Origin of the sequence: Labrenzia sp. 5N, from assembly GCF_012395805.1 — a bacterium.
In the GTDB taxonomy this organism is placed as follows: domain Bacteria; phylum Pseudomonadota; class Alphaproteobacteria; order Rhizobiales; family Stappiaceae; genus Roseibium; species Roseibium algicola.
Window position 1 is genome coordinate 363,920 of record NZ_JAAZTM010000024.1, and the last position, 20,066, is coordinate 383,985.

The 20,066-nt window shown below is 60.0% G+C and carries 23 protein-coding genes; 10 read left to right on the plus strand and 13 right to left on the minus strand.

The features are described from left to right. Window positions 1-52: 52 nt before the first annotated feature. A complete protein-coding gene (locus tag HEP89_RS28735; RefSeq protein ID WP_168693712.1) occupies window positions 53-730 on the minus strand; it encodes an SH3 domain-containing protein in 678 nt (225 codons plus the stop codon). Between the two features lie 295 nt (window positions 731-1,025). Between HEP89_RS28735 and HEP89_RS28740 the strand changes: the two genes are divergently transcribed. From HEP89_RS28740 to HEP89_RS28755, 4 genes are all read left to right on the plus strand, one after another. Next, the gene (locus tag HEP89_RS28740) at window positions 1,026-1,742 is read left to right on the plus strand and encodes a response regulator transcription factor (protein ID WP_168693713.1); all 717 of its coding nucleotides are present in this window, start codon (window positions 1,026-1,028) and stop codon (window positions 1,740-1,742) included. 1 nt (window position 1,743) lies between these two features. Beyond that, window positions 1,744-3,081, plus strand: coding sequence for a HAMP domain-containing sensor histidine kinase (locus HEP89_RS28745; RefSeq protein ID WP_168693714.1), 1,338 nt, complete (start codon window positions 1,744-1,746; stop codon window positions 3,079-3,081). Window positions 3,082-3,137: 56 nt separating this feature from the next. Continuing rightward, window positions 3,138-3,716: a hypothetical protein gene (locus HEP89_RS28750; RefSeq protein ID WP_168693715.1), complete on the plus strand. Its 579-nt coding sequence runs from the start codon at window positions 3,138-3,140 to the stop codon at window positions 3,714-3,716. 115 nt (window positions 3,717-3,831) lie between these two features. Beyond that, window positions 3,832-4,074 (plus strand): cysteine rich repeat-containing protein, encoded by a 243-nt coding sequence (locus HEP89_RS28755; protein ID WP_168687600.1) that lies wholly within the window; start codon window positions 3,832-3,834, stop codon window positions 4,072-4,074. An 86-nt stretch (window positions 4,075-4,160) separates the two neighbouring features. On the opposite strand, the gene HEP89_RS28760 is transcribed toward HEP89_RS28755, so the two are convergent. Beyond that, on the minus strand, window positions 4,161-5,078 hold the full coding sequence (locus HEP89_RS28760; protein ID WP_168693716.1) for a LysR family transcriptional regulator: 918 nt from the start codon (window positions 5,076-5,078) through the stop codon (window positions 4,161-4,163). A gap of 111 nt (window positions 5,079-5,189) precedes the next feature. Here HEP89_RS28760 and HEP89_RS28765 point away from each other — a divergent pair, with 111 nt between their 5' ends. Beyond that, window positions 5,190-5,819 (plus strand): NAD(P)H-dependent oxidoreductase, encoded by a 630-nt coding sequence (locus HEP89_RS28765; protein WP_168693717.1) that lies wholly within the window; start codon window positions 5,190-5,192, stop codon window positions 5,817-5,819. 304 nt (window positions 5,820-6,123) lie between these two features. Here HEP89_RS28765 and HEP89_RS28770 read toward each other — a convergent pair whose 3' ends face one another. Next, the gene (locus HEP89_RS28770) at window positions 6,124-7,713 is read right to left on the minus strand and encodes a GMC family oxidoreductase N-terminal domain-containing protein (protein WP_168693718.1); all 1,590 of its coding nucleotides are present in this window, start codon (window positions 7,711-7,713) and stop codon (window positions 6,124-6,126) included. Between the two features lie 30 nt (window positions 7,714-7,743). Then, window positions 7,744-8,514: an alpha/beta hydrolase gene (locus HEP89_RS28775; protein WP_286201097.1), complete on the minus strand. Its 771-nt coding sequence runs from the start codon at window positions 8,512-8,514 to the stop codon at window positions 7,744-7,746. A 158-nt stretch (window positions 8,515-8,672) separates the two neighbouring features. On the opposite strand from HEP89_RS28775, the gene HEP89_RS28780 reads away from it, so the two are divergent. Continuing rightward, window positions 8,673-9,143, plus strand: coding sequence for a MarR family transcriptional regulator (locus HEP89_RS28780; protein WP_168693720.1), 471 nt, complete (start codon window positions 8,673-8,675; stop codon window positions 9,141-9,143). A gap of 18 nt (window positions 9,144-9,161) precedes the next feature. Here HEP89_RS28780 and HEP89_RS28785 read toward each other — a convergent pair whose 3' ends face one another. Beyond that, window positions 9,162-9,944, minus strand: coding sequence for an SDR family oxidoreductase (locus HEP89_RS28785; protein WP_168693721.1), 783 nt, complete (start codon window positions 9,942-9,944; stop codon window positions 9,162-9,164). After that, window positions 9,941-10,270 carry a nuclear transport factor 2 family protein gene (locus tag HEP89_RS28790; RefSeq protein ID WP_168693722.1) on the minus strand — a complete coding sequence of 110 codons (330 nt, stop codon included), beginning with the start codon at window positions 10,268-10,270 and terminating at the stop codon, window positions 9,941-9,943. Before HEP89_RS28790 ends, HEP89_RS28785 begins: the two co-directional genes overlap by 4 nt. Window positions 10,271-10,404: 134 nt before the next feature. Here HEP89_RS28790 and HEP89_RS28795 point away from each other — a divergent pair, with 134 nt between their 5' ends. The 4 genes from HEP89_RS28795 (at window position 10,405) to HEP89_RS28810 (ending at window position 12,869) form a co-directional block, all read left to right on the plus strand. After that, entirely contained in the window at window positions 10,405-11,316 is a 912-nt protein-coding gene (locus tag HEP89_RS28795; protein ID WP_168693723.1) for a LysR family transcriptional regulator, read from the plus strand. Window positions 11,317-11,517: 201 nt separating this feature from the next. Beyond that, complete coding sequence (locus HEP89_RS28800; protein WP_031269440.1) at window positions 11,518-11,832, plus strand: metalloregulator ArsR/SmtB family transcription factor; 315 nt, start codon at window positions 11,518-11,520, stop codon at window positions 11,830-11,832. Between the two features lie 47 nt (window positions 11,833-11,879). Next, window positions 11,880-12,218 (plus strand): polyketide cyclase, encoded by a 339-nt coding sequence (locus HEP89_RS28805; RefSeq protein ID WP_168693759.1) that lies wholly within the window; start codon window positions 11,880-11,882, stop codon window positions 12,216-12,218. Window positions 12,219-12,263: 45 nt separating this feature from the next. Further along, entirely contained in the window at window positions 12,264-12,869 is a 606-nt protein-coding gene (locus HEP89_RS28810; protein ID WP_168693724.1) for an ATP-dependent Clp protease proteolytic subunit, read from the plus strand. A gap of 107 nt (window positions 12,870-12,976) precedes the next feature. Here HEP89_RS28810 and HEP89_RS28815 read toward each other — a convergent pair whose 3' ends face one another. From HEP89_RS28815 to HEP89_RS28845, 7 genes are all read right to left on the minus strand, one after another. Further along, window positions 12,977-13,672 carry an RraA family protein gene (locus HEP89_RS28815; protein WP_168693725.1) on the minus strand — a complete coding sequence of 232 codons (696 nt, stop codon included), beginning with the start codon at window positions 13,670-13,672 and terminating at the stop codon, window positions 12,977-12,979. Window positions 13,673-13,679: 7 nt separating this feature from the next. Then, a complete protein-coding gene (locus HEP89_RS28820) occupies window positions 13,680-14,378 on the minus strand; it encodes an alpha/beta hydrolase (protein WP_168693726.1) in 699 nt (232 codons plus the stop codon). Window positions 14,379-14,439: 61 nt separating this feature from the next. Next, window positions 14,440-15,402: a cupin domain-containing protein gene (locus HEP89_RS28825; protein WP_168693727.1), complete on the minus strand. Its 963-nt coding sequence runs from the start codon at window positions 15,400-15,402 to the stop codon at window positions 14,440-14,442. A 131-nt stretch (window positions 15,403-15,533) separates the two neighbouring features. Continuing rightward, window positions 15,534-16,553 carry a LacI family DNA-binding transcriptional regulator gene (locus HEP89_RS28830; RefSeq protein ID WP_031269438.1) on the minus strand — a complete coding sequence of 340 codons (1,020 nt, stop codon included), beginning with the start codon at window positions 16,551-16,553 and terminating at the stop codon, window positions 15,534-15,536. Then, the gene (locus HEP89_RS28835) at window positions 16,553-17,317 is read right to left on the minus strand and encodes an SDR family oxidoreductase (RefSeq protein WP_168693728.1); all 765 of its coding nucleotides are present in this window, start codon (window positions 17,315-17,317) and stop codon (window positions 16,553-16,555) included. Before HEP89_RS28835 ends, HEP89_RS28830 begins: the two co-directional genes overlap by 1 nt. Then, complete coding sequence (gene hisD / locus HEP89_RS28840) at window positions 17,314-18,645, minus strand: histidinol dehydrogenase (protein WP_023001281.1); 1,332 nt, start codon at window positions 18,643-18,645, stop codon at window positions 17,314-17,316. Before hisD ends, HEP89_RS28835 begins: the two co-directional genes overlap by 4 nt. A gap of 121 nt (window positions 18,646-18,766) precedes the next feature. Beyond that, the gene (locus HEP89_RS28845) at window positions 18,767-20,065 is read right to left on the minus strand and encodes a TRAP transporter large permease (protein ID WP_023001280.1); all 1,299 of its coding nucleotides are present in this window, start codon (window positions 20,063-20,065) and stop codon (window positions 18,767-18,769) included. Window position 20,066: the final 1 nt, after the last annotated feature.

The window sequence follows — 20,066 nt, forward strand, 5'->3', positions numbered from 1 at the left end:
GTGCCGGGCGACGGTTCGCAATGAGCGAACCGTCTGCAGACCGGTAATCGTTTCAACGCTGGAAAACCCGCGTTCTTGTTCCACCGGCAGGTCCCGTCCGGCTGACGGTGCAGGACTGACTGTTGGTGCTGCAGTTACGACTGCGTGACGCGGTGCCGCCGTAAGGGCCGACCACGTTTCGGGTGGCATTGCATTCACCATTGGCACAGGTGCGGGACTGGCTGGCCGAACCGCCGTAGATACCCGTCGTCGTCCGCGTGGCCGTGCAGCTGTCTCCTGTGCAGGTAACCGCCCTGTCATGCGAAGTAACGCGTGCCGCCGGTGCGACCGGATAACCCGGGCGGTAATAATGACCCCAGCGGCCATACCAGGGATAGGCGGCGTAATAGGTGTCCCAATAAGCGCGGTTATAGGCAACGACTGTAAGGCCGACTGCAGGTGCGACCACTGGCGTGACGATGACCGGGTTGCCGCGGTAAACGACCTGAATGTAGCTGGCCGACACCCAGCCGCGATACGCGCCGAAGCTCACGTCGCACCAGGAATAGCCGGAAACGCAGCCGTAAGTCGTGATCCGTGTTCCGGCGGGAACAACAGTGACGACGGGATAGCCGGTCGACGGGCCAGCTCTCAGGTTCACGTTTCCGGTGGAGACGGCAACCGTTGCCGCCGCCGCAAGCGATGGTGCGCCGATCAGGATCGCCAGCGCGAGGTATAGTCGTTTCATCATGGTGTTGTCCATATGCGTCGCCGCCTTGGCAGCGGCCTCTGGAGACCCTCGACCTGTCGCTTGCACCGGGTCTTTCCGGTGCGTTACGTTATGTTTCAATTTGTAAAACATGACTGTTCGGCCGGCGTTGGTCCTGCTGGCGCGTACAGGAAGACAAATGCCGTGGTCGCAGTGGTTCTGCACTGTGCGGCGCTCCGGCAGCCAAGGCATTTCGTTAGATTTCCGGTTTGTATGATTTTGTAATCGCTGCCTGTTTTCGTTTGATTTCGCAGGGTCGTCATGTGCAATTGAACTCATGGAACCGGATGCAAAGACAATATTGATCGTCGACGACGATCATGAAATCCGCCGCCTTGTGGGCGAGTTTCTGAGCCGGGAAGGCTTCGAAGTCGTCTCTGCACAGGACGGCCGGGACATGGATGCGGCGCTTGAACGCGTCCAGCCGGACCTTTTCATTCTCGACCTCATGTTGCCGGGCGAAGATGGACTGTCCATCTGCCGCAGGCTGCGTGCTCAGGGCAATACGCCCATTCTCATGCTGACGGCAAAAGGGGATGAAACCGACCGTGTGGTCGGGCTGGAACTCGGCGCCGATGACTATGTCGTCAAGCCGTTTGGTCCGCGAGAGCTGTTGGCACGGGTCAGGGCGATGTTGCGCAGGGCCGCCTCCAACCCCTCGCAGCCCATGTCGAGACGGTTTGCCTTTGACCGCTTCATTGTCGATCTGGACGCGCGCCAGGTCGAGACCGACGATGGAGATCTGGTGTCCGTCACCAGTGCCGAATTCGATCTTCTGTCGTGTTTTGTTCTCCGCCCGCGCAGGGTTCTCTCCCGCGATCAGATTCTGGACTGGACCCGTGGTCGCAGTGCCGGTCCTTTTGACCGTACAGTCGATATCCTGGTTTCGCGCATCCGCAAGAAACTGGAAAGCTACAGCCCCGGCAGCAGCTTGATAAACACCGTTCGCAACGGCGGCTATCTTCTGACTGCTTCGGTCCGGCAGGTGGCGTGAGATGCGTTTCGGCCTGGTCGCAAGACTTGTTGCCATCGGCGCGAGCCTGCTTCTGGTCCTCTGGTTGCTGGTGCTTGGCGTCGCCTATCGCGAAGGCAGTCTTTCGCGTGCAACATCCAACCCCGAACCTGCGCAGCTTGCCGCGATTGCAGAGCTTTTTGCCGGTACTCCTCCCGCGCAGCAGGACACGGTTCTGAAAGCAGTCCGCTCGCCGGGGCTTGATGTTCAACTGGTAGCCGTTTCCGAGGTTCCCGAAACCGACAGCGAACTGCGTGACAGAGGTGTGCTTGAACCCTACCGGGCAATTCTGGGAGATCGCCTGCTTGCTGCACAGTCTCGCAAGTTGAACGGACTGGACGGCAGCCGCTGGCGTTTAGGCCCCATGCGCCCGCTCAAGTTCTGGATCGCGGCGGGAAACGGCAAGGCTCTGGCAATCGGGGTTCATCTACCGTTCCCGGTCACGCCTCTGGGTTTGCCTGTCGGCCTGGGGGCGGGTCTGCTCGGTACGGTGTTCGCGTTTATAGCGCTGCTTCTGTTCCACCGTGAGATCCGGCCGCTTGCAAGGCTGGCGGCGGCGGTGGACCGCATCGATCCGTCTACCGAACCTGTTCCCTTGCCGGACACCCGCGCCGGTACGCCGGAAATTACAGCGCTCGTCCGGGCGTTCGACAGGCTGCAGAAGCGGCTTCACACCATGACCCGCTCACGAATGGCGCTGATCGGCGGGCTCCAGCACGACGTGCGCAGCTTCGCCACCCGCCTCAGATTGCGTCTGGAAAATCTGCCCGACGCCTCGGAGCGGGAGCGGGCAACGTCCGATATCACCGACATGATCTCCCTGCTCGACAATGCTCTCCTGATTTCCCGGGCCGGCGTCGGCGTACTCAACGAAGAGTTGCTTGATCTCTGCGAACTTGTCAGCGCGGAGTTTGCCGAGTTCAGGGAAGCCGGACTGCCTGCTGAAGCGAGTGAGGATTTCGCGCAGAAGCAGGCATGGATCGTCGGCGATCGTGTCGCGCTCAGGCGCATCATTTTGAACGTGGTCGACAACGCCATAAAATATGGCACCCACGCGCGGGCAACCTTCGTCCTGGACGAAGAGCGGATAACGATCCTGATTGATGATGATGGCCCCGGTTTTTCGGAAGAAGCCAGATCGCTGTTGCTCGAGCCCTTTGTGCGGGCGGAACCATCAAGGTCCCGGGGAACTGGCGGTGCAGGCCTCGGTCTTTCGGTAGCCCGGTCGCTGACCCAAGCCCATGACGGGGTCATCAGTCTGGAAAACACCCCACGGGGTGGCCGGGTGAAGGTGACACTGCCCCTCTTCAAGTCAAGCTGACCACCGGGTGGGAAACAAAAAGCTACAATTTCCCATCAGCCGGAAAACCGGCGGAGATGCAGAATTTGCAGGATCTCTCCATCGACAACGAGTTGGAGAGTACCGTGAAGAAGCTGATCCCCTTGTCACTTGTGGCCGGCGTCACGCTTGCCGCCGTCATGCCTTTTGCCGCGGTGTCGCAGGACAATCCCTTCGCCATCAAAGGCCCTGCCTATCCACCCGAATTGCCTATCGTCTTCGGGGGCGTTCCCGACATCTACGACGTTGCGGAGCGCCTCGATCATCTTCGGCATTTCTATACCGGGAATGCCGCCAGGTTCAGGCTGGCCGGAGCGTTGAGTTCGCAGGAAACGGCAATCGGCATCCGGGCCGACCAACAGGACGAATGGCGAGCCTATACCGCTGCAATGCTCGCTTTGGTCCCGGATGCCGGCACGGTGCGCGCCCTTGCAGGAGCGCCTGACGAAGATCCCGCAGGTCCGGAAGCCTTCGGCCGGATTGAAGCTCTGGCGGACGTCCTTTCCGTCTATGGCGAAAAGGGTGCAGCGTTGAAAACCGCAGTCGAGAACCTGCGCGCAGTGCTAACGGAAGAACAGCTTGAGGCCTCCCGGTTTCCTCGCCTTACCCTCAGATAACCCGCATCACAATACGACAGAATTGCCGGTGCTCCCGCCGCATCGGCAAAGACGGGCGCGTGGCCGCCAATGTTCTACGCGCCCGTCGTCCCCCTCAAGACATAGGAAGATTTTCATGAGATTTTTGATTTCGGCTCTTTTGCTTCTGGGCGTCTCCGGGGCTCATGCCCAGGAGCTGACCCGTCAGCAAATGCGGGAAATCAGGACCGCCTGCGAAGCCGATGTGCGCAGCTTGTGCTCCGGCATACAGCCAGGCGGCGGCAGGCTTCTGCAGTGCCTTCAGGCCAATGCGGCAAACATGTCGCCGAGTTGCGCGAACAAGCTTCTTGAACTTCAGGCGTCACGTCCTCCGCAATAACAAAAGCCGCGGCGGCAGGCGCTTCCCGGCAATGCCGCTGCTACCAATTCAACTTTGCCTTTTGAGGGGCTCTTGCCCATGTCGTTTCATTCGGACGGACTGGTCCAGCCTTTCCATTCCAGCTTGCCGGAAAAGGTTTCGACGAGCGCGTCTATCAGGACCCTGACCTTCCGGGGTGTATTCGCGCCAGGGGGGCGGAGTACGAAAAGGCCGACTTCCGGTGTCGGATAGTCAAGCAGCAACGGAACAAGGTCACCACGCTCCACCGCATCGTTGACGAGAAACAGGGGCGCGTGAGCAATTCCAAGCCCCGCAACCGCCCAGGCTACGGTTATGTCTCCGTTGTCAGTGCGCAGACGTCCCGACGGGCGTACCGAGATGTTCCCGTTGCCACTGTGGAAGATCCAGTCCGGTGAAAGCGCGGCTGTGTAAATGAGGCATTCGTGGGCGGTCAGGTCTTCAGGCGTTTGCGGAGTACCGTTTTGCTTCAGATAGGTCGGGCTGGCGACGACGATCGAGTTGATCGGTGCGATCTTGCGAGCGACGTAGCTGGAATCGCGTAACTTCCCAATTCGGATCGCAGCATCGAACTGCTCGCCGATCAGATCGACAACACGGTCAGAAAACGAGGCATCCACTTTCAACCGCGGGTGACGACAGGCCAGAGATCCGAGGATCGGGCCAAGATGTCTTGTCCCGAAGGCAAGAGGGACCGACAGTCGCAATTCTCCGACGATTTCGTTCGAGTGCTCGGAAATTGCTTCGAGCGTGTCTTCATAGTTGGCCAGAAGATCCTCGCTTCTGGATTTGAATTCCTGGCCAGCCTCCGTGGGGGCAATGCCGCGGGTCGTCCGATCCAGAAGACGGGTGCCGAGCAGGTCTTCAATCCGCGCAATTCTGCGGCTGACGATGGATTTCGAAATGCCGAGCCGCGTCGCAGCCGCGCTCAGGCTGCCGCATTCCACGACTTCGATGAAGCATCGCATATCGTCCAGATCAATCATGCGTTCCTCTCAGAGCAACAATCTGGTGCGGAAAATGACGGTTCCGGAAAAGGCATCCGGGAACCAAGTTGACGACTGAATTTCTTTCATGAAAAGCAGGACGTACAATCAATGTCTAAAGTTCTCGTACTGACAAGCAGTGTTCTGGGCGATGCCTCCGTATCCAACCAGCTTACCACCCACATCGTAAACCAGTTGCGTCTCAAGAACGGCAAAAGCAAGGTCATTGCCCGCGATCTGGGGAGCAATCCCGTACCGCACCTGACGCAGGATTCCACGATTGCCTTGCGTGTTCCCGAAGCTGAAAACGAAGTGCAGGCCAACGCGCAGGCCCTCTCCGACGAACTCATTGCCGAGTTGAAAGCGGCCGACCTGCTGGTCATCGGTGCGCCCATGTACAACTTCGGCATTCCGTCCACGCTGAAAGCCTGGTTCGACTACGTGCTGCGCGCCGGAGTAACCTTTTCCTATAGCGACGCTGGTCCGGAAGGGCTCCTGAAAGGCAAGCGTGCTATCGTCGTCTTGACACGAGGCGGCCTCTACAGCGAAGGACCGGCACAGCTGATGGATGCCCAGGAACCTCACCTGCGCACCTTGCTTGGCTTCATCGGCATCACGGACGTCACTTTCATTCGCGCCGAGAAACTTGCCTTCGGTGCCTCTTTCCAGGAAGAGGCCATCGCCGCAGCCAAGAAGGCAGCCAATCAGGTGGTTGACGACTTGCAGCTGGTGGCTGCCTGACATCCTTGCAGCGGATTTCGTGGGTTGCGATAGCGAAACTGGCATATTTCAACACCGTCGTCCCCTACCCCCGCCCCTGTCTATGTCAGCGGGCGGGGTTTCCGTTGTGAGCAAACGTCTGAAAGACTGTTTTGCCTCTCCTGTTCCGATTTCTGCATCCACATTCGGAAACACCTGTCCCTTCATGCCCTGCCCGAGATGAAGATCGGCTCAGTTTGGCCAAGTGATCAATAAAGGTGGACGCGGCGGAGGCAGCCGCGTCCAGACCATGTTTCGATCAGAGATTAAACGTCCCTTGGACGTGTCAATGGTCGGTGTTGGGCGCATCAGATAACCCGTGCTGGAGCCGGATCATATCCGCCGCGCGCTCTCCGATGACGACACATGGAGCCATCGTATTGCCGGTCGTGATGCGCGGCATGATCGAGGCGTCGGCGAGCCTAAGTCCCTCGATGCCATACACCTTGAGTTGATTATCAACCACCGACATGCTGTCCCGCCCCATCTTGGCCGTACAGGATTGATGCCAGTAGGTGACAGCGGATTTCCGGATGAAGTCGATCATGCCTGACTTGTTTCGGGACCGCGGTGCCGTCTCGGTTTTGACCAGCGGCGTGAAGGCTTCACTGTTTCCCGCCTCACGGCATAGTTCCACTGCCGCCAATGCAGCCGTCAGATCTTCCGGCTCACTCAAGGAGTTGGGTTCTATGAGCATAGGGTCGCGGGCATCCGGCCCGGATAGACGCAGCTGTCCCCGGCTTTTCGGCTGTGCAAGCCCGGCAAACATCGTCCAGCCGTGCTCAGGCGTTTCCAGGTCCGTTTCAACAGGGCTGGGCACGGCAAACTCAAGCTGGCACTGAAGGATATCGGGTTGCTGAAGACCGGAATTGCTCTTCCAGTAGAGGGTCGCTTCACAGCCGCCTCCGCCGACCTCCTCAGGTTTGCGGTACGCCCAGGTACACCCAAACGCAATGTGATCCTGATGATTGCGGCCAACACCGGCAAGATGCTGGACAACGGGGATCCCGTGAACCCGCAGTTCATCCTCCGGACCGATACCGGACTGCATCAGAACCTTGGGTGTGTGAACAGCGCCGAGTGACAGCACTGTTTCATATCGCGCGCGGAACTGCCGAACTTCGCCATCGACCAAAGCTTCGACGCCAATCACCTTCTTTCCCTCGAAAAGGAGCCGCGTGACCAATGCATTGGTCAGCACAGTGAGGTTTGGTTGCGCCATCATCTTGTGGGTGTAGGACCGGAAAACCGACTCCCGCTTGCCGTTGCGGATCCTCAGTTCCGCGATCGATGCACCGCCAGCGCTTTCCATCATCTCGCCGTTGGGCGTGTCGAAGACGGGAACACCAATCAGCTCCGCAGCGTCGAGAAGCGCCCTGGCAACCGGCTTTGGACTGTCAGGTTGCGCGACGTGGACGGGGCCGCCGGATCCCCTTCGCAAAGGATCCGGTGTTCCGCGCCAGTCTTCAATACGGCGATAATATCCGAGCACGGACTGGTATCCCCAGGCTTCGTCGCCGGATTCTGCGGCGAAATGGTTCCAGTCTTCCTTGTGGCCCCGGGCCCACACCATGACATTGATGCTTGAACCACCACCAAGCCCCTTGCCCATGCTTAAGGGAAGCCGGCGGCCGGCGAGCCCAGGTGTTGGTTCACCAACAAAGCCCCAGTCACGGTCACTGCCAAGGTTCAACGGCCATTGAGCCGGTTCCATGACACTTTCGGCGAAATCGTCGCCTCCAGCCTCAAGGAGCAGAACCCTGGCATTGCCGTCTTCGGCCAATCTGGCTGCGACAACCGACCCGCTGGAACCTGCACCGCATACGATGAAATCGAATTCGGCATTTGTCTTTTCGAGCTGCATGGTCTTGTCCATGTGATCGACCTCTATCGATGCTTGTGTTGTTTAATGCTGGCTCGAGACCGTTTGTGCGGCTTCGTCGATCGTGTCGGCGACGACTTTCGGCTGGGTCATGAAGAGAGCGTGGCTGGCAGAGACCTTCGTGATCTTTGCGCCGATACGTTCCGCCATGTGGATCAGCATGGCCTGGTCGAATGCCTTGTCTTCGGTTGCAATCACCGCCCAACTCGGCTTGGAGCGCCACGCGGCATTCTTCAGCTTCGTGCCAAACGCTGCCAAGTTGAGGGGAACTTGAGAATCCCGCATGAAAGCGGCGTCCGCGTCGCTGACGTCATGGGCAAAGCCGGATTTGAATTTTTCCCGGTCGACATAGGCGAACTCGTCTTCCGAAGTGTCGATGACGAACTCGGAAGCCGCTGGAAATCCATCATATTGTTGAGCTGTCGTTTCGCCGGCATCCGGCGAAAGCGCCGAGACATAGACCAACCCGGCAACCTTCTGGTCGATCCCCGCTTCGGTAATGACCGTGCCGCCCCAGGAATGCCCGACAAGAATGGCCGGGCCGTCCTGCCGGTCCAATGCGCGTTTGGTGGCCGCAACATCGTCTTCCAGAGATGTCAGCGGGTTCTGGACGATGGTGACCCGGTATCCACGCGTTGTCAGTTCGTCATAGACGCCGCGCCAGCCGGAGCCATCCGCAAAAGCGCCGTGAACAAGCACAACATTCCTGACAGTCTGATCCGTCGGAATGGTGTCTGACGCATTCGCGGACTTCAGTCCGATGACGGCAGCGGCGGCAGCCGCCAGAACAAACATTTTCGTCTTGGTCTTCATGGCTCTTCTCCAAACAAGTAGCGATAACAATTATCGCGATAAGTATGATTATAGTGATCGAATTTTCAGGTCAAGAGAAATGTTATCGCGATATTGTTTCTCGTGATGTGGTTTGATATACGGGGGCAAAGGAGCAGCGCATGACGAATGACCGGAAGAACAATCCACCGCCTTTGGACGATCAACTCTGCTACGCGATCTATTCGGCAGGGATTGCCATTCAGCGCGTCTACAAACCCCTTCTTGACGAGCTCGGGGTGACCTATCCGCAGTATCTCGTTCTCAATGTTCTCTGGCGCGACGACCAGAAGACAGTCGGGGCAATCGCCGAGACCCTGGCGTTGGAATCCAGTACACTCACGCCGCTTCTCAAGCGTCTCGAAACGGCGGGACTGCTGCAAAGAACCCGAAATCCAAACAACGAGCGACAGGTTGTCGTGGCCTTGACCGACAAGGGCCGTGCGCTTCAGTCCAGGGCAGGATGCCTTGGCGAGGCTCTGCTGACGGCTTCGATGCAAAGCCCCGAAGACCTCGCGCGCCTCAACAAGAACATCCGAAATCTTCGCGACACGATCTATTCTCAGATCGGCGGGTGGGGCACTCCCGCCTGATCCGCGCGTTCGTCATGTCTACGTTGTCGGTATGGTGCCCCCGTCAATGACGTATTCGGTTCCGGTGATCGTGGCCGCGCGGTCGGACGCCACGAACGCAATCAGGTTCGCGACCTCTTCCGGTTTTGTCGGGCGACCGATCGGTATTCCGCCAAGCGCATCCATGATCATCTTCTTGCCGCCCTCGTAATCGGTGCCGGCCTGCTTGGCGAGACGGTCGGCAAGGCGCACCGACGCTTCCGTCTCAATCCACCCGGGCGATACACGCAGCACACGCACACCCCTTGGCGAGACTTCTTTCGACAGGGCCTTGCTGTAGGTGGACAGCGCTGCCTTCGCCGCCGCATAGGCGGTTGTCGATTCAGGCAGCGGCAGCTCCCTCTGGATCGACGAAACGTGGATGACGACACCACTTCCCCGTTCAACCATGTCCGGCACGAGTTGCCGGTCCAGACGAACGGCAGGAAAGAGATTGAGATAGAGCTCGTTGTGCCACTCGGCATCCGTCAGGGCGACATACCCGCCTCCCGGAGCAGAGGAGCCGCCGAGCATATGAACAATGATGTCCACGCCTCCCAGCCTTTCCTGGACAGCGGCGGCAAGGTCGTCGCACCCTTCGGTCGTGGTCAGGTCCGCCGCGACGAACTGGACGCCATCTTCAAGCGTGTCCGGCTTGGTACGGGCGCTTGTCAGCACCTCGGCCCCGAGTTCCCGGAATAGCCTGACCGTCGCAGCCCCTGCGCCTCGCGTTCCGGACGTGACAAGCGCTCGTTTGCCTTCAAGACTGAGAAACTTACTCACGGCAGGATCTCCAGTTCAGCAATCTTTTCGCCCGTCAGGCGGAAAAAATACTTCAGGTCGACAGGGCTGCCGGGAAAGTTCCCGACAACGTGGCCCGTCACCACCGTGCGATCTCCTTCCACCTCGATTGCGAAAGGTTCGACCGTGTAGGAGTACTTTGTTGAAGCTTCCGCCTTCCATCGGCGGATCGCGGTGCGTCCCGCATTCACGTTTTGCTCGTCCTTGACGACCGCGTCTTCGCTGAAACATTCAGCGACGGCATCGGCATTCCTGTTTCCGTCAGCTTCGAAATAGGCCGCAATCGGTTCTGGTAACCGGATGTCCATCTGACATCTCCGTTTCTGGTGATGGTCAAGCCGGATCAGCGGGGTGTTCCGGCGTCGATGGTCGAAATATATGGCTGGACCTTAATCGCGATAATTGGGATAAAGCTGGATGTAACATCACGAAAATCGGAACAATGTCACGTCAGATTCTGGGAGAACTTGAAGCGGTTCTGGCCATCGCCAATCGAGGGTCTTTCCGTGCAGCGGCGCTCGAACTCGGGCTGTCGACGACGGCGCTCAGCAACCTTATTGGCAAGTTGGAACGGCAACTCGGCGTTCGCCTGTTCAATCGCACCACGCGAAGTGTCTCGTTGACGGATGCCGGTCGAACCTTCGTCGAACAGGTGTCCCCCGCACTGCGTGACATCCAGGACGCAATGGCAGCCGTGCGCTCGCAACAGGACACGCCTTCGGGGACATTGCGCATCAATGCTTTCGCAACAGCTGCCCGGGAAGTGTTTGCACCGCTCGTTCTGGCGTTCCTGCAGCGCTACCCACAGGTTCACATCGATCTCGTCACCGAAGGCCGGATCGTCGATATCGTTGCCGAAGGGTTCGATTTGGGAATCCGAACCGCCGATCTGGTGCCAAGTGACATGATCGCTGTGCCGCTGGGGGCGCCTCGCAGCTTTGCCGTGGTCGCCACCCCTGCCTACCTTGAAGAACATGGGAGGCCGGCCGCACCCCCCGATCTTCTGGCTCACCAATGCATCCGTGTCCGACTGCCAAACGGTGCGCTTTATCGCTGGCATTTCGAGAAGGATGGCAATGCCCTCCTGATCGACGTGGAGGGTCCGATTACACTTGATGAAGCTTCGCTTGCACGAATGGCCGTTCTCGAGGGGATCGGGATCGGGTTTTTCATGGAAGCCAACGTACGCGACGACATCGCTGCCGGGCGACTTGAACGGGTCCTGCAGGATTGGACCCCGCCAACGTCGCCGCTCTGTCTCTATTATCCCGGGCGCAAAAACCCTTCGGCTGCCTTCCGGGCTTTCGTCAATATGGCACGGGACCTTGGCAAGGCAGCCACGCGAAGTGCCTAGCGGGGAAACTCACTGTTCAGCACCAGGTCTGGCAGGGATCGCTTGTGATCCGACCAGGCGAACCGGGCATTGGATGTTGCTGGTTGTCGGCAGGACTTAATCCAGACCGATACCGGCTGGCGCGCAGCGTGTTTGCCATTCCCCCAATGAACCAACCAAATCGCTGTTGCGTTATACATAAGTGTATGCTTATGTATGACCATGTTGGAAAATGACATCTTCAAGGCTCTGGCCGACCCGACGCGGCGCGCAATCTTCGAGAAGCTGGCCGATGGCCGCATGAACGCAAGTTCCCTGCGCAACGGCATGGACATAAGCCAACCGGCAATGTCCCAGCATCTCGCCGTCCTGTGCCAGGCAAAGCTTGTGCGACAGGAACGGCAGGGCAGATTCGTGAACTACGAAGTAGACCCTGACGGACTGGCCCTTATCGCCGGCTGGCTCGCAAAATACCGCGCCTATTGGCCAGCCCGCATCGACGCGTTGAAAACCCTGCTGAAGGATATGGACCAATGAGCGACCAAACGCCCGATGTGGAGTTGGCGAATTCCGTGCAAGGGGAGATGGAAACTGCTGACATCGTTCAGAAATATGAGCTGGAGGCACCACCGGAAAAGGTCTGGCGAGCCATCACCATCCCCACTTTCAGGGAACGATGGCTACCGGACCACGATCTCGCACAGGCAGAACCTGTTGCCGTGATACCGAACCAAGAGATCCTTTTCCGGCTGCGCGATGATGCACCGCCATTTCTGGAAAGTGTCGTGCAGTTTCAGCTGCAGCCGATCAGCAGCGACCGAACGCTTCTGACGATCAGGCAACGCCTTGCCGATGGCCGGCTGGCGCCTCGCGATACCTGGGCAGCAAACAGCAACGAGCCGGTCATGATGCTGGCCGCATAAGCTCTTTTCGACCAAACCAAATCATTGAAATACAGGAGTTCGCCCATGCGCGAAGCGATGCAGCTCGTCCCGATGGTCGTGGAACAATCCAGCAGCGGTGAACGCTCTTTCGACATCTATTCGCGATTGCTGCGCGAACGGATTGTCTTTCTCAATGGCGAGGTGAATGACACGGTGTCCGCACTCATCTGCGCACAGTTGCTTTTTCTGGAGGCGGAAAGCCCAAGGAAGCCGATCCAGCTTTACATCAACTCACCCGGTGGCATGGTTACCAGCGGCTTCGCGATGTACGACACCATGCGCTACATCCGGGCACCCGTTCATACGCTGTGCATGGGTACTGCCAGGTCGATGGGATCTTTTCTGCTTATGGCCGGGGAACCTGGCGAAAGGGCCGTGTTGCCCAATGCGAACATCCTTATCCATCAACCGTCCGGCGGCTTCCAGGGACAGGCATCGGACATGGCGATCCATGCGGAGGAAATCCTGCGCACCAAGGAGCGCATGACACGGCTTTACGCGAAGCATTGCAACAGAACCTACGAGGAGTTCGAAGCCGCGATGGACCGGGACCGGTACATGACACCGGAAGAGGCCCTGGAATGGGGACTGGTCGATCGCATTCTGTCCGAACGCGATCTCGACGGCTGATACGAGCTCGGTCTGAGCCAGTCCGGGGCCACCGGGCAACAGGCAAAGAATGAACTTCAAGCTAAAGCAATTAGCCTCTTTCGTGTCCTGTTGCTGAGCTCGTGTCCTCAGACGCGGGCAGCTTCGAAAGCCTTCCAGACCTTCTCGAAGGCGGCAAAGTCCATCGGTCCTTTTGCTGTGGCTTCCAGAACGATCTTTTCCGAGGCAAAGAGCTTGGCAATACCTTCTTTAAGACCCGGTATGACCTCCGCCGGAATGACCACGGCGCCATGGCGGTCGGCGTGGACCAGGTCACCGTCCTGGACAGTCAGCCCAAAGATGCTGACAGGCGTGCCCAACTCGCGAACATGCACGAACCCGTGGCTGGGGCCGATGGATCCTGCGACGACCGGAAATCCTTCTGCCATATCGCCCAGGTCGCGCATGACCCCGTTGGTCAGGGCACCGGACATGCCGAAGGCCTTGTGGATCGAAGTATTCACCTCGCCCCAGTAGGCCCCGATGCAATGCGGGTAATCCACGTCCTCGATGACGGCTATCGAGGGTTTGGGGGCCTCGGCCATGCGCCGGTAGTATTCCATGCGGCGGGCGCGGATGACGTCCGCAGGCTCTGTGGGTGGTTCGAGTGCGGCGATCTTGGCCGTTGAGGCATAGCCCACCATGGCGCCACCCTCCGGTGCGCTGCACAGCATGGTGCCTCGTGTGAAGCCGTTGAAGCCGCGCTTGCCCTCGACAACCTCGATTGCATTGCAGACCGTCGGCGTATCCACGCGTTTCAGCAGTTCCAGAAGTTCCTGATCCATTCTAATCCTAGTCCTCAAGCCATCGTCCGAGTGCGGCGTTCGTTGCCGCAGGCTGTTCCAGTGTCGTCAGGTGACCGGCTTGTTCGATGATTTCCAGAACCGAGTTCTGAAGCAGTTCTGCCATCTGTGTATGCCGATCAAGGGGGCAAAGCCTGTCGCTCTCGCCGGTCAGGACCAGAGCCTTGCCCTTGTAGGCGCGCAGCGTTTCGGTCTGTGACGGGCGGTCAATCAGCGCTTTCGACTGGCGCAGGAAGACCTCGGGTCCGAGGCCTTCGGCCATGTCAAGCGCAAGGCTCTCGAGGTCGGCAGCGGTCGACCTGTCATGTGCGAAATTTGGAATGACCTCGAGGCGCATGACGTCCGAGAGCCCACCTGCGCGGACCACCGCCATTTGTGGCGCCCGCTTTTCCTTCACCGTGTCCAGTTCGGCACGCGGATTGGTGTCGAGAAGTGCCAGACGCTCCACACGTTCGGGCGCCTGCCTCACGACCTCCATGGCGACGATCCCGCCCATGGAAAGGCCCGCAAGCGCAAAGCGTTGCGGTGCGCCGGAAAGGATCGCCGCTGCCAGGGCCTCGACATTGTCCTCGTTGCAGATCGGAGCAAGATGCAGTGCACGCGACCCGGAAAAGGCAGCGATCTGCGGCCCGTAGAGCCGGGCGTCGCACATCATGCCGGGGATCAGGACGAGCGGGAGACGCGTCATGGCCACTTCCTTTTCAAGAAGGCAGCCGGCGAGACCGGAGAGCCTCGCCGGCTGCAAGGTGTCAGTTCCCGGTCCAGGTCAGGCCGGCGGGATCATCTGTGGCGACAACCCGGTAGAGCGATGCCTCACCGGTCATCGACGGCTCAAGCGAGTAAGTCTCTCCGGCGAGCATCAGGGCGGTGTCGCCCGGGTTGAGCACGGTTTGACCGCCGCTCCAGCTTAGCGCCCAGTGGCCGCGCATCGGCATCAGCACTGTCGGCTTCTCCGGTGTGATGGTGTCGCTGGAGAGTGAGCCGCGCGTCAGGAATTCGACCTCGAAACCGGGCTTGTCTTTCAGGAGAGCGTTCTCGCCGATCACCTTGGCCGGCTTTTTCGCTGCCAGCGCCATCAGGTCCCAGTAGCGGGCAACATAGTCGCGGACCACGTCCTCCACCGGCGTTTCCGGGAAAGCCTTCAGCTCTTCGTCGGTCAAAAGCGGCATCGGGGATACGTTGTGCGGCAGGGTCTGGCCCTTCTTGCTGTCGTAGAGGACCCCGTTCTCCCCAAGGATGAGACCGTGTTCCCGCGCGTCCTCAATCACCTGAGGTGCCCAGGTCACGCCACCGCCGGCATCATCGCCGCCAAGGATCGCCATGATCATTCCGTAGTCGGTGCCGATGTTCTCGAACCCGCGAAAAATCCCGGTCGGAATGTTGAAGATGTCGCCTTCCTCGGCAACGAATTCGCCGGCCGTGCCATAGCGACCCCAGAAGAAGCGCCAGCGCCCCTTCAGCACGAAGAAGACTTCGGCTGTGGTGTGGTTGTGAAGCGAGTTGCGGCAATGCGGCGGCTGACCCGCGGCACCGATATTGAAGCCGACCTTGTCGGTGATGTGGACGTGCTGGTCGGGACTTTCCGAAACCCCGCCGCCGATGATGGTGAAGTTTTCCTTCTGGTTCGAGCCAGGCGTATGGGCGTCGATGAAGGCAGTCTTGCACGGCTTCAGTTCACCGTAGCGAACGATGCGATCGTTGATCGAACTCATGTCGAATATCCTTGAGAAATCTGGTCAGTGAAGGGCGGCCAGCAGCCGGTTCGGCGGGTGGTTGTTCAGCCGCCGTGATCTCAAGCTCTGCAGATAGGTGTGATGCCGTTCCTCGGCCTGAAGGGGTGTCCTCATGTGCCGAACGGGTCCAGCTTGCGCGTGGAGCCGCGCTGGATCAGATCGCCCGGGATCAGGATGCGTGTGGGCTCTGTATGTCCCTCGACGCGGCCAAGCAATGTCTCGACTGTTGCCTCGACCATCCGGTTCACCGACTGGCGGACTGTCGTCAGGTCATAGGTCGGCCAGCCTGCGACGGGCACATCATCGTAGCCGACCACAGCGACGTCGCCCGGTACGGAAAGCCCCAGTTCGAAGCGTAGAACGTCCATCACGGGAAGTGCCATATGGTCGTTGCCGACGAATACCGCGTCCGGTCTGTCCGCTGAACCGAAGAGCTCACGCGCAAGCTGGCGCGCCACATCGGTGCTGTATTTGCCGTCGAGCACAGCGCAGGGTTCGCGGCCGTGTTCGGCAAGCGCCTCAGTGAAGCCGCGTGCGCGGTCGCGCCCGGTCGAAGATCCCTGCCAACCGGCAATATGGGCGATCCGTTCATGTCCGCAGGCGACCAGGAAGTTGGCGACGGTCCGGCCGCCTGCAAGGTTGTCGGAGGTTACCGACGACAGGCGGTTGTCGTCCTGACCGCGATTGAACATGACGATCGGGATGCCGGCGTCCTCGCAGCGGGTGGTCAGGTCGTTGGTGATCGCAACAGAGGCCGTGATGATGCCGTCGACGCGGTAATCGAGCAATTCATCGACCACGCGGGTGACATCGTCCTCCTGGTTCTCCGCCAGAAAGATCAGGATGTGATAGCCCCTGGCCTGCAAGGCCCGGCTGAGACGCTCGATTGCGAGCGGATAGAACTGGTTTTCAAGGTAGGCCACGACGAGGCCGATGATGCGGCTTCTGCCGGTAATCATCGCCCGCGCGATCGGGTTCGGTCGGTATCCGAGTTCCTCGGCTGCCGCCTCGATGCGGTCGCGGGTCTTCTGCGAGACGCTGGAGCCCGGCGTGAATGCACGGCTGACTGCCGACTGGGAAACCCCTGCCAGCTTTGCGACTTCGCTGAGTGTGACCTTTTCCTTGCTCATCAGTCCGCCGTCCAACCTCCATCGACCAGCAATGCCGTTCCGGTCACCAGGGAGGATGCGTCCGAGGCGAGGTAGACGACCGCGCCCATGATATCCTCGACTTCGCCTACCCTGCCAAGCTTGATCTTCTCCTCAATCCACTTGCGCCGTTCGGGGTTCTCGAAGGTCTTCTCGGTCAGCGGGGTGCGAATGAAGGTCGGGCAGATGGAATTGATGCGGATCCCCTTTGGGCCCCACTCGATCGCCATCGATTTGGTCATGCCTTCGATTGCGTGCTTGGAAGCTGAATAAACGGCGCGGTCGATGCCGCCGACGTGGCCCATCTGGGACGAGATGTTGATGATCGAACCCGGCTTGCCTTCGGCTGCCAGCCGGCCTGCGGCCAGGGCTGCAAGAAAATAGGCTGCCCGGAAATTCAGGTCGATCACTGCATCGAAGTCTTCGGGCCGGGTTTCCAGCGCAGGACCATGGCGCGCCATGCCGGCGGAGTTCACGACAACGTCAAAGGCCGGCAGGTCAGCGAGGGCTTTTTCAAGCGCTTCATGATCTGCCATGTCGAGGACCAATACGCCCGCCTGCATGCCTTCGGCCTGCATTTCTGCCTGAAGGTCCTGAAGCGGCGCGGCCCGCCTGGCTGCCAGCGTTACTGCCGCCCCGGCTTCCGCAAGCGCGACAGCGCACGCCTTGCCGATGCCGGAGGACGCACCTGTTACGAGGGCGCGCCGGCCATCAAGGCGAAAGGACGGGGTGCGCGGTAGGCTCATTCGGCCTTCTCCAGAACCGGTGCAGCCTCACCATAGGGGACGTTGACACCGCCATAGCGGCGAACGCGGACGTTGCACTGCTCGGCGTGGCCGACAAAACCTTCCAGCATGCACAGGCGCGAGCCATAAGCACCGATACTGGCCGCTGCTTCGTCGGTCATGACCTTCTGATAGCTGTGGGTTTTCAGGAACTTGCCGACCCAAAGTCCGCCGGTGTAGCGGCCGGCCTTCTTGGTCGGCAGCGTGTGGTTGGTGCCGATGACCTTGTCACCGTTGGAGACATTTGTCCGCGGGCCGAGGAACAACGCGCCATAACAGGTCATGTTTTCCAGGAACCAGTCGTCGCGGTCGGTCATGACCTGAACATGCTCGGAAGCAATGTCGTCGGCGACCTTCAGCATTTCCTCGTAGGTATCGCAGACGATCACCTCGCCGTATTCTTCCCAGCTCACGCGGGCGGTGCCCGCTGTCGGCAGAATGGCGAGAAGCCGTTCGACTTCGGCCATGGTTTCTTCCGCCAGCCTGCGGCTGTTGGTCAGCAGCACGCAGGGGCTGTTGTAGCCGTGTTCGGCCTGGCCGAGCAGATCCGTCGCGCAGAGCTCCGCGTCTGCGGCGCTTTCATCGGCGATCACCATGGTCTCCGTCGGTCCGGCAAAAAGATCGATGCCGACGCGGCCGAAAAGCTGACGCTTGGCTTCCGCAACAAAGGCGTTGCCCGGACCAACCAGCATGTGCACCGGCTCGATGGTTTCCGTGCCGATGGCCATCGCGCCGACGGCCTGAATGCCGCCCAGCACGTAGATTTCGTCCGCGCCGCCAAGGTGCATGGCCGCGATCACGGCGGGATTGGGCTTGCCGTCGAACGGCGGAGTGCAGGCAACGATGCGCGGAACACCGGCGACCTTCGCTGTTGCGACGGACATATGTGCGGAGGCCACCATCGGAAACTTGCCGCCCGGCACGTAGCAGCCGACGGACTGAACCGGCAGGTTGCGGTGGCCGAGAATGACGCCCGGTAGCGTCTCGACTTCGATATCCAGCATGCTGTCGCGTTGGGCCTTTGCGAAATTGACCACTTGCGCCTGGGCGAATTTGATATCGGACAGTTCCTGCTCGGTCAGCTGGGCGATCAGGCCGTCGATCTCCTCTTGCGACAGGCGGTAGGATGCCGGGGAATATTTGTCGAATTTCTCGCTGAGGTCGCGCACGGCAGCATCGCCGCGCTCCTCGATATCCTTCAGGGTTGCCTCGACAACGGCGCGCACCTTGGCATCGTCCTCGACACGGTCCGCTTCCGGCTTTCCTTTCTTCAGATACTCGACAGTCATTTCAGGTTCCTCAGTTTTCCGGGCGACTTTCTGCGCGGCGAAACCGCATCGTCCGTCGTCATCTTTCGAATGCGGCCGAAATGCCGCTGTTGTGTGGTTCAGCGGGTTGACCGCTGAAGGTTTAGCGCCCGTAGCCCAGGAACAGTTCTGGCAGTCCAAGGGACAGGACGGGAATGAAAGCGATCAGCAGGAGCGCGAAGATCATCGTCACCACCCAGGGAAAGATCCTGCGGGCGATGTCCTCGAACCGGATCTTGCCGACAGCGGCGGCCATGAACAGGTTTGCTCCGAGCGGCGGTGTCACGAAGCCGATGGCAAGTGCCACGACCATGACGATGCCGAAGTGAACCGGATCCACGCCGAGTTTCAGCATGATCGGCAGAAGGACAGGTGTCAGGATGACGATTGCCGCCAGTGTTTCCAGGAAAGTGCCGACGATCAGAAGCAGGACGATCGCGGCCAGCATCACCACCACCTTGCTCTGGGTCAGCGACAGCACGAGCTGGGCGAGATCGGACGGGATACGCTCCAGAGCGATGATGCGGCCGAAGGCGTAGGAAGCACCGATGATGACGAGCACGGCGGAGACCAGCAACGCAGCTTCCAGCATCATCTTCGGAACGGCGGACAACGGAAGCTCCCGATAGACGAAGCAGCTCACGATCAGGGCATAGACGACGGCGACGGCGGAACTTTCGGTCGGTGTCACCATACCGGAATAGATGCTGCCGAGAACTACAGGCGGCATGGCGAGGGCGAGCTTCGCGTCCCAAAGGGCAGCCCAGAGACTGCCGGTGCGGGTTGGCGGTACCGGGTTGCCCGCACCCTGGTTTCCGGATCGGCGCTGTATCACGTTGTAGCCGATCAGGGTCAGCGCGATCACGAAGCCCGGAACGATGCCGGCCATGAAGAGAGCCGTCACAGATACACCGGAGGAGACCGCATAGACGATCATCACCACCGACGGCGGGATCATCACGCCAAGCCCGCCTGCGGAGGCCACCATGGCGCCTGCATAGGCCCGGTCGTAGCCGCGATCGACCAGAGCCGGGATCATGGCGAGGCCGATGGCCGCCACCGTGGCGGATCCTGTTCCGGAGATGGCCGCAAAGAACAGGCAGGACATGATCGTCACGGTGCCCAGATCGCCGGGCATGCCGCCGAAGGCATGGTCCGCAACGGCGATCAGGCGTTTGGAAATGCCTCCCTCGGCCATCAGGCTGCCGGCCAGGGTGAACAGCACCACCGCGATGAGCGTGAAGCTGTCGATGGCCGAGACCAGCCCGAGGGCATACATGTCGAGGCTGAGGAACGGAATATAGAGGATTGCGAGCATGCTCGCCGCGCCGAGCGCAATGCCGATCGGGACGCCGATGAGCAACAGCAGCAGGAAGCTTCCGAAGAGAATGGCTGTCGTCATG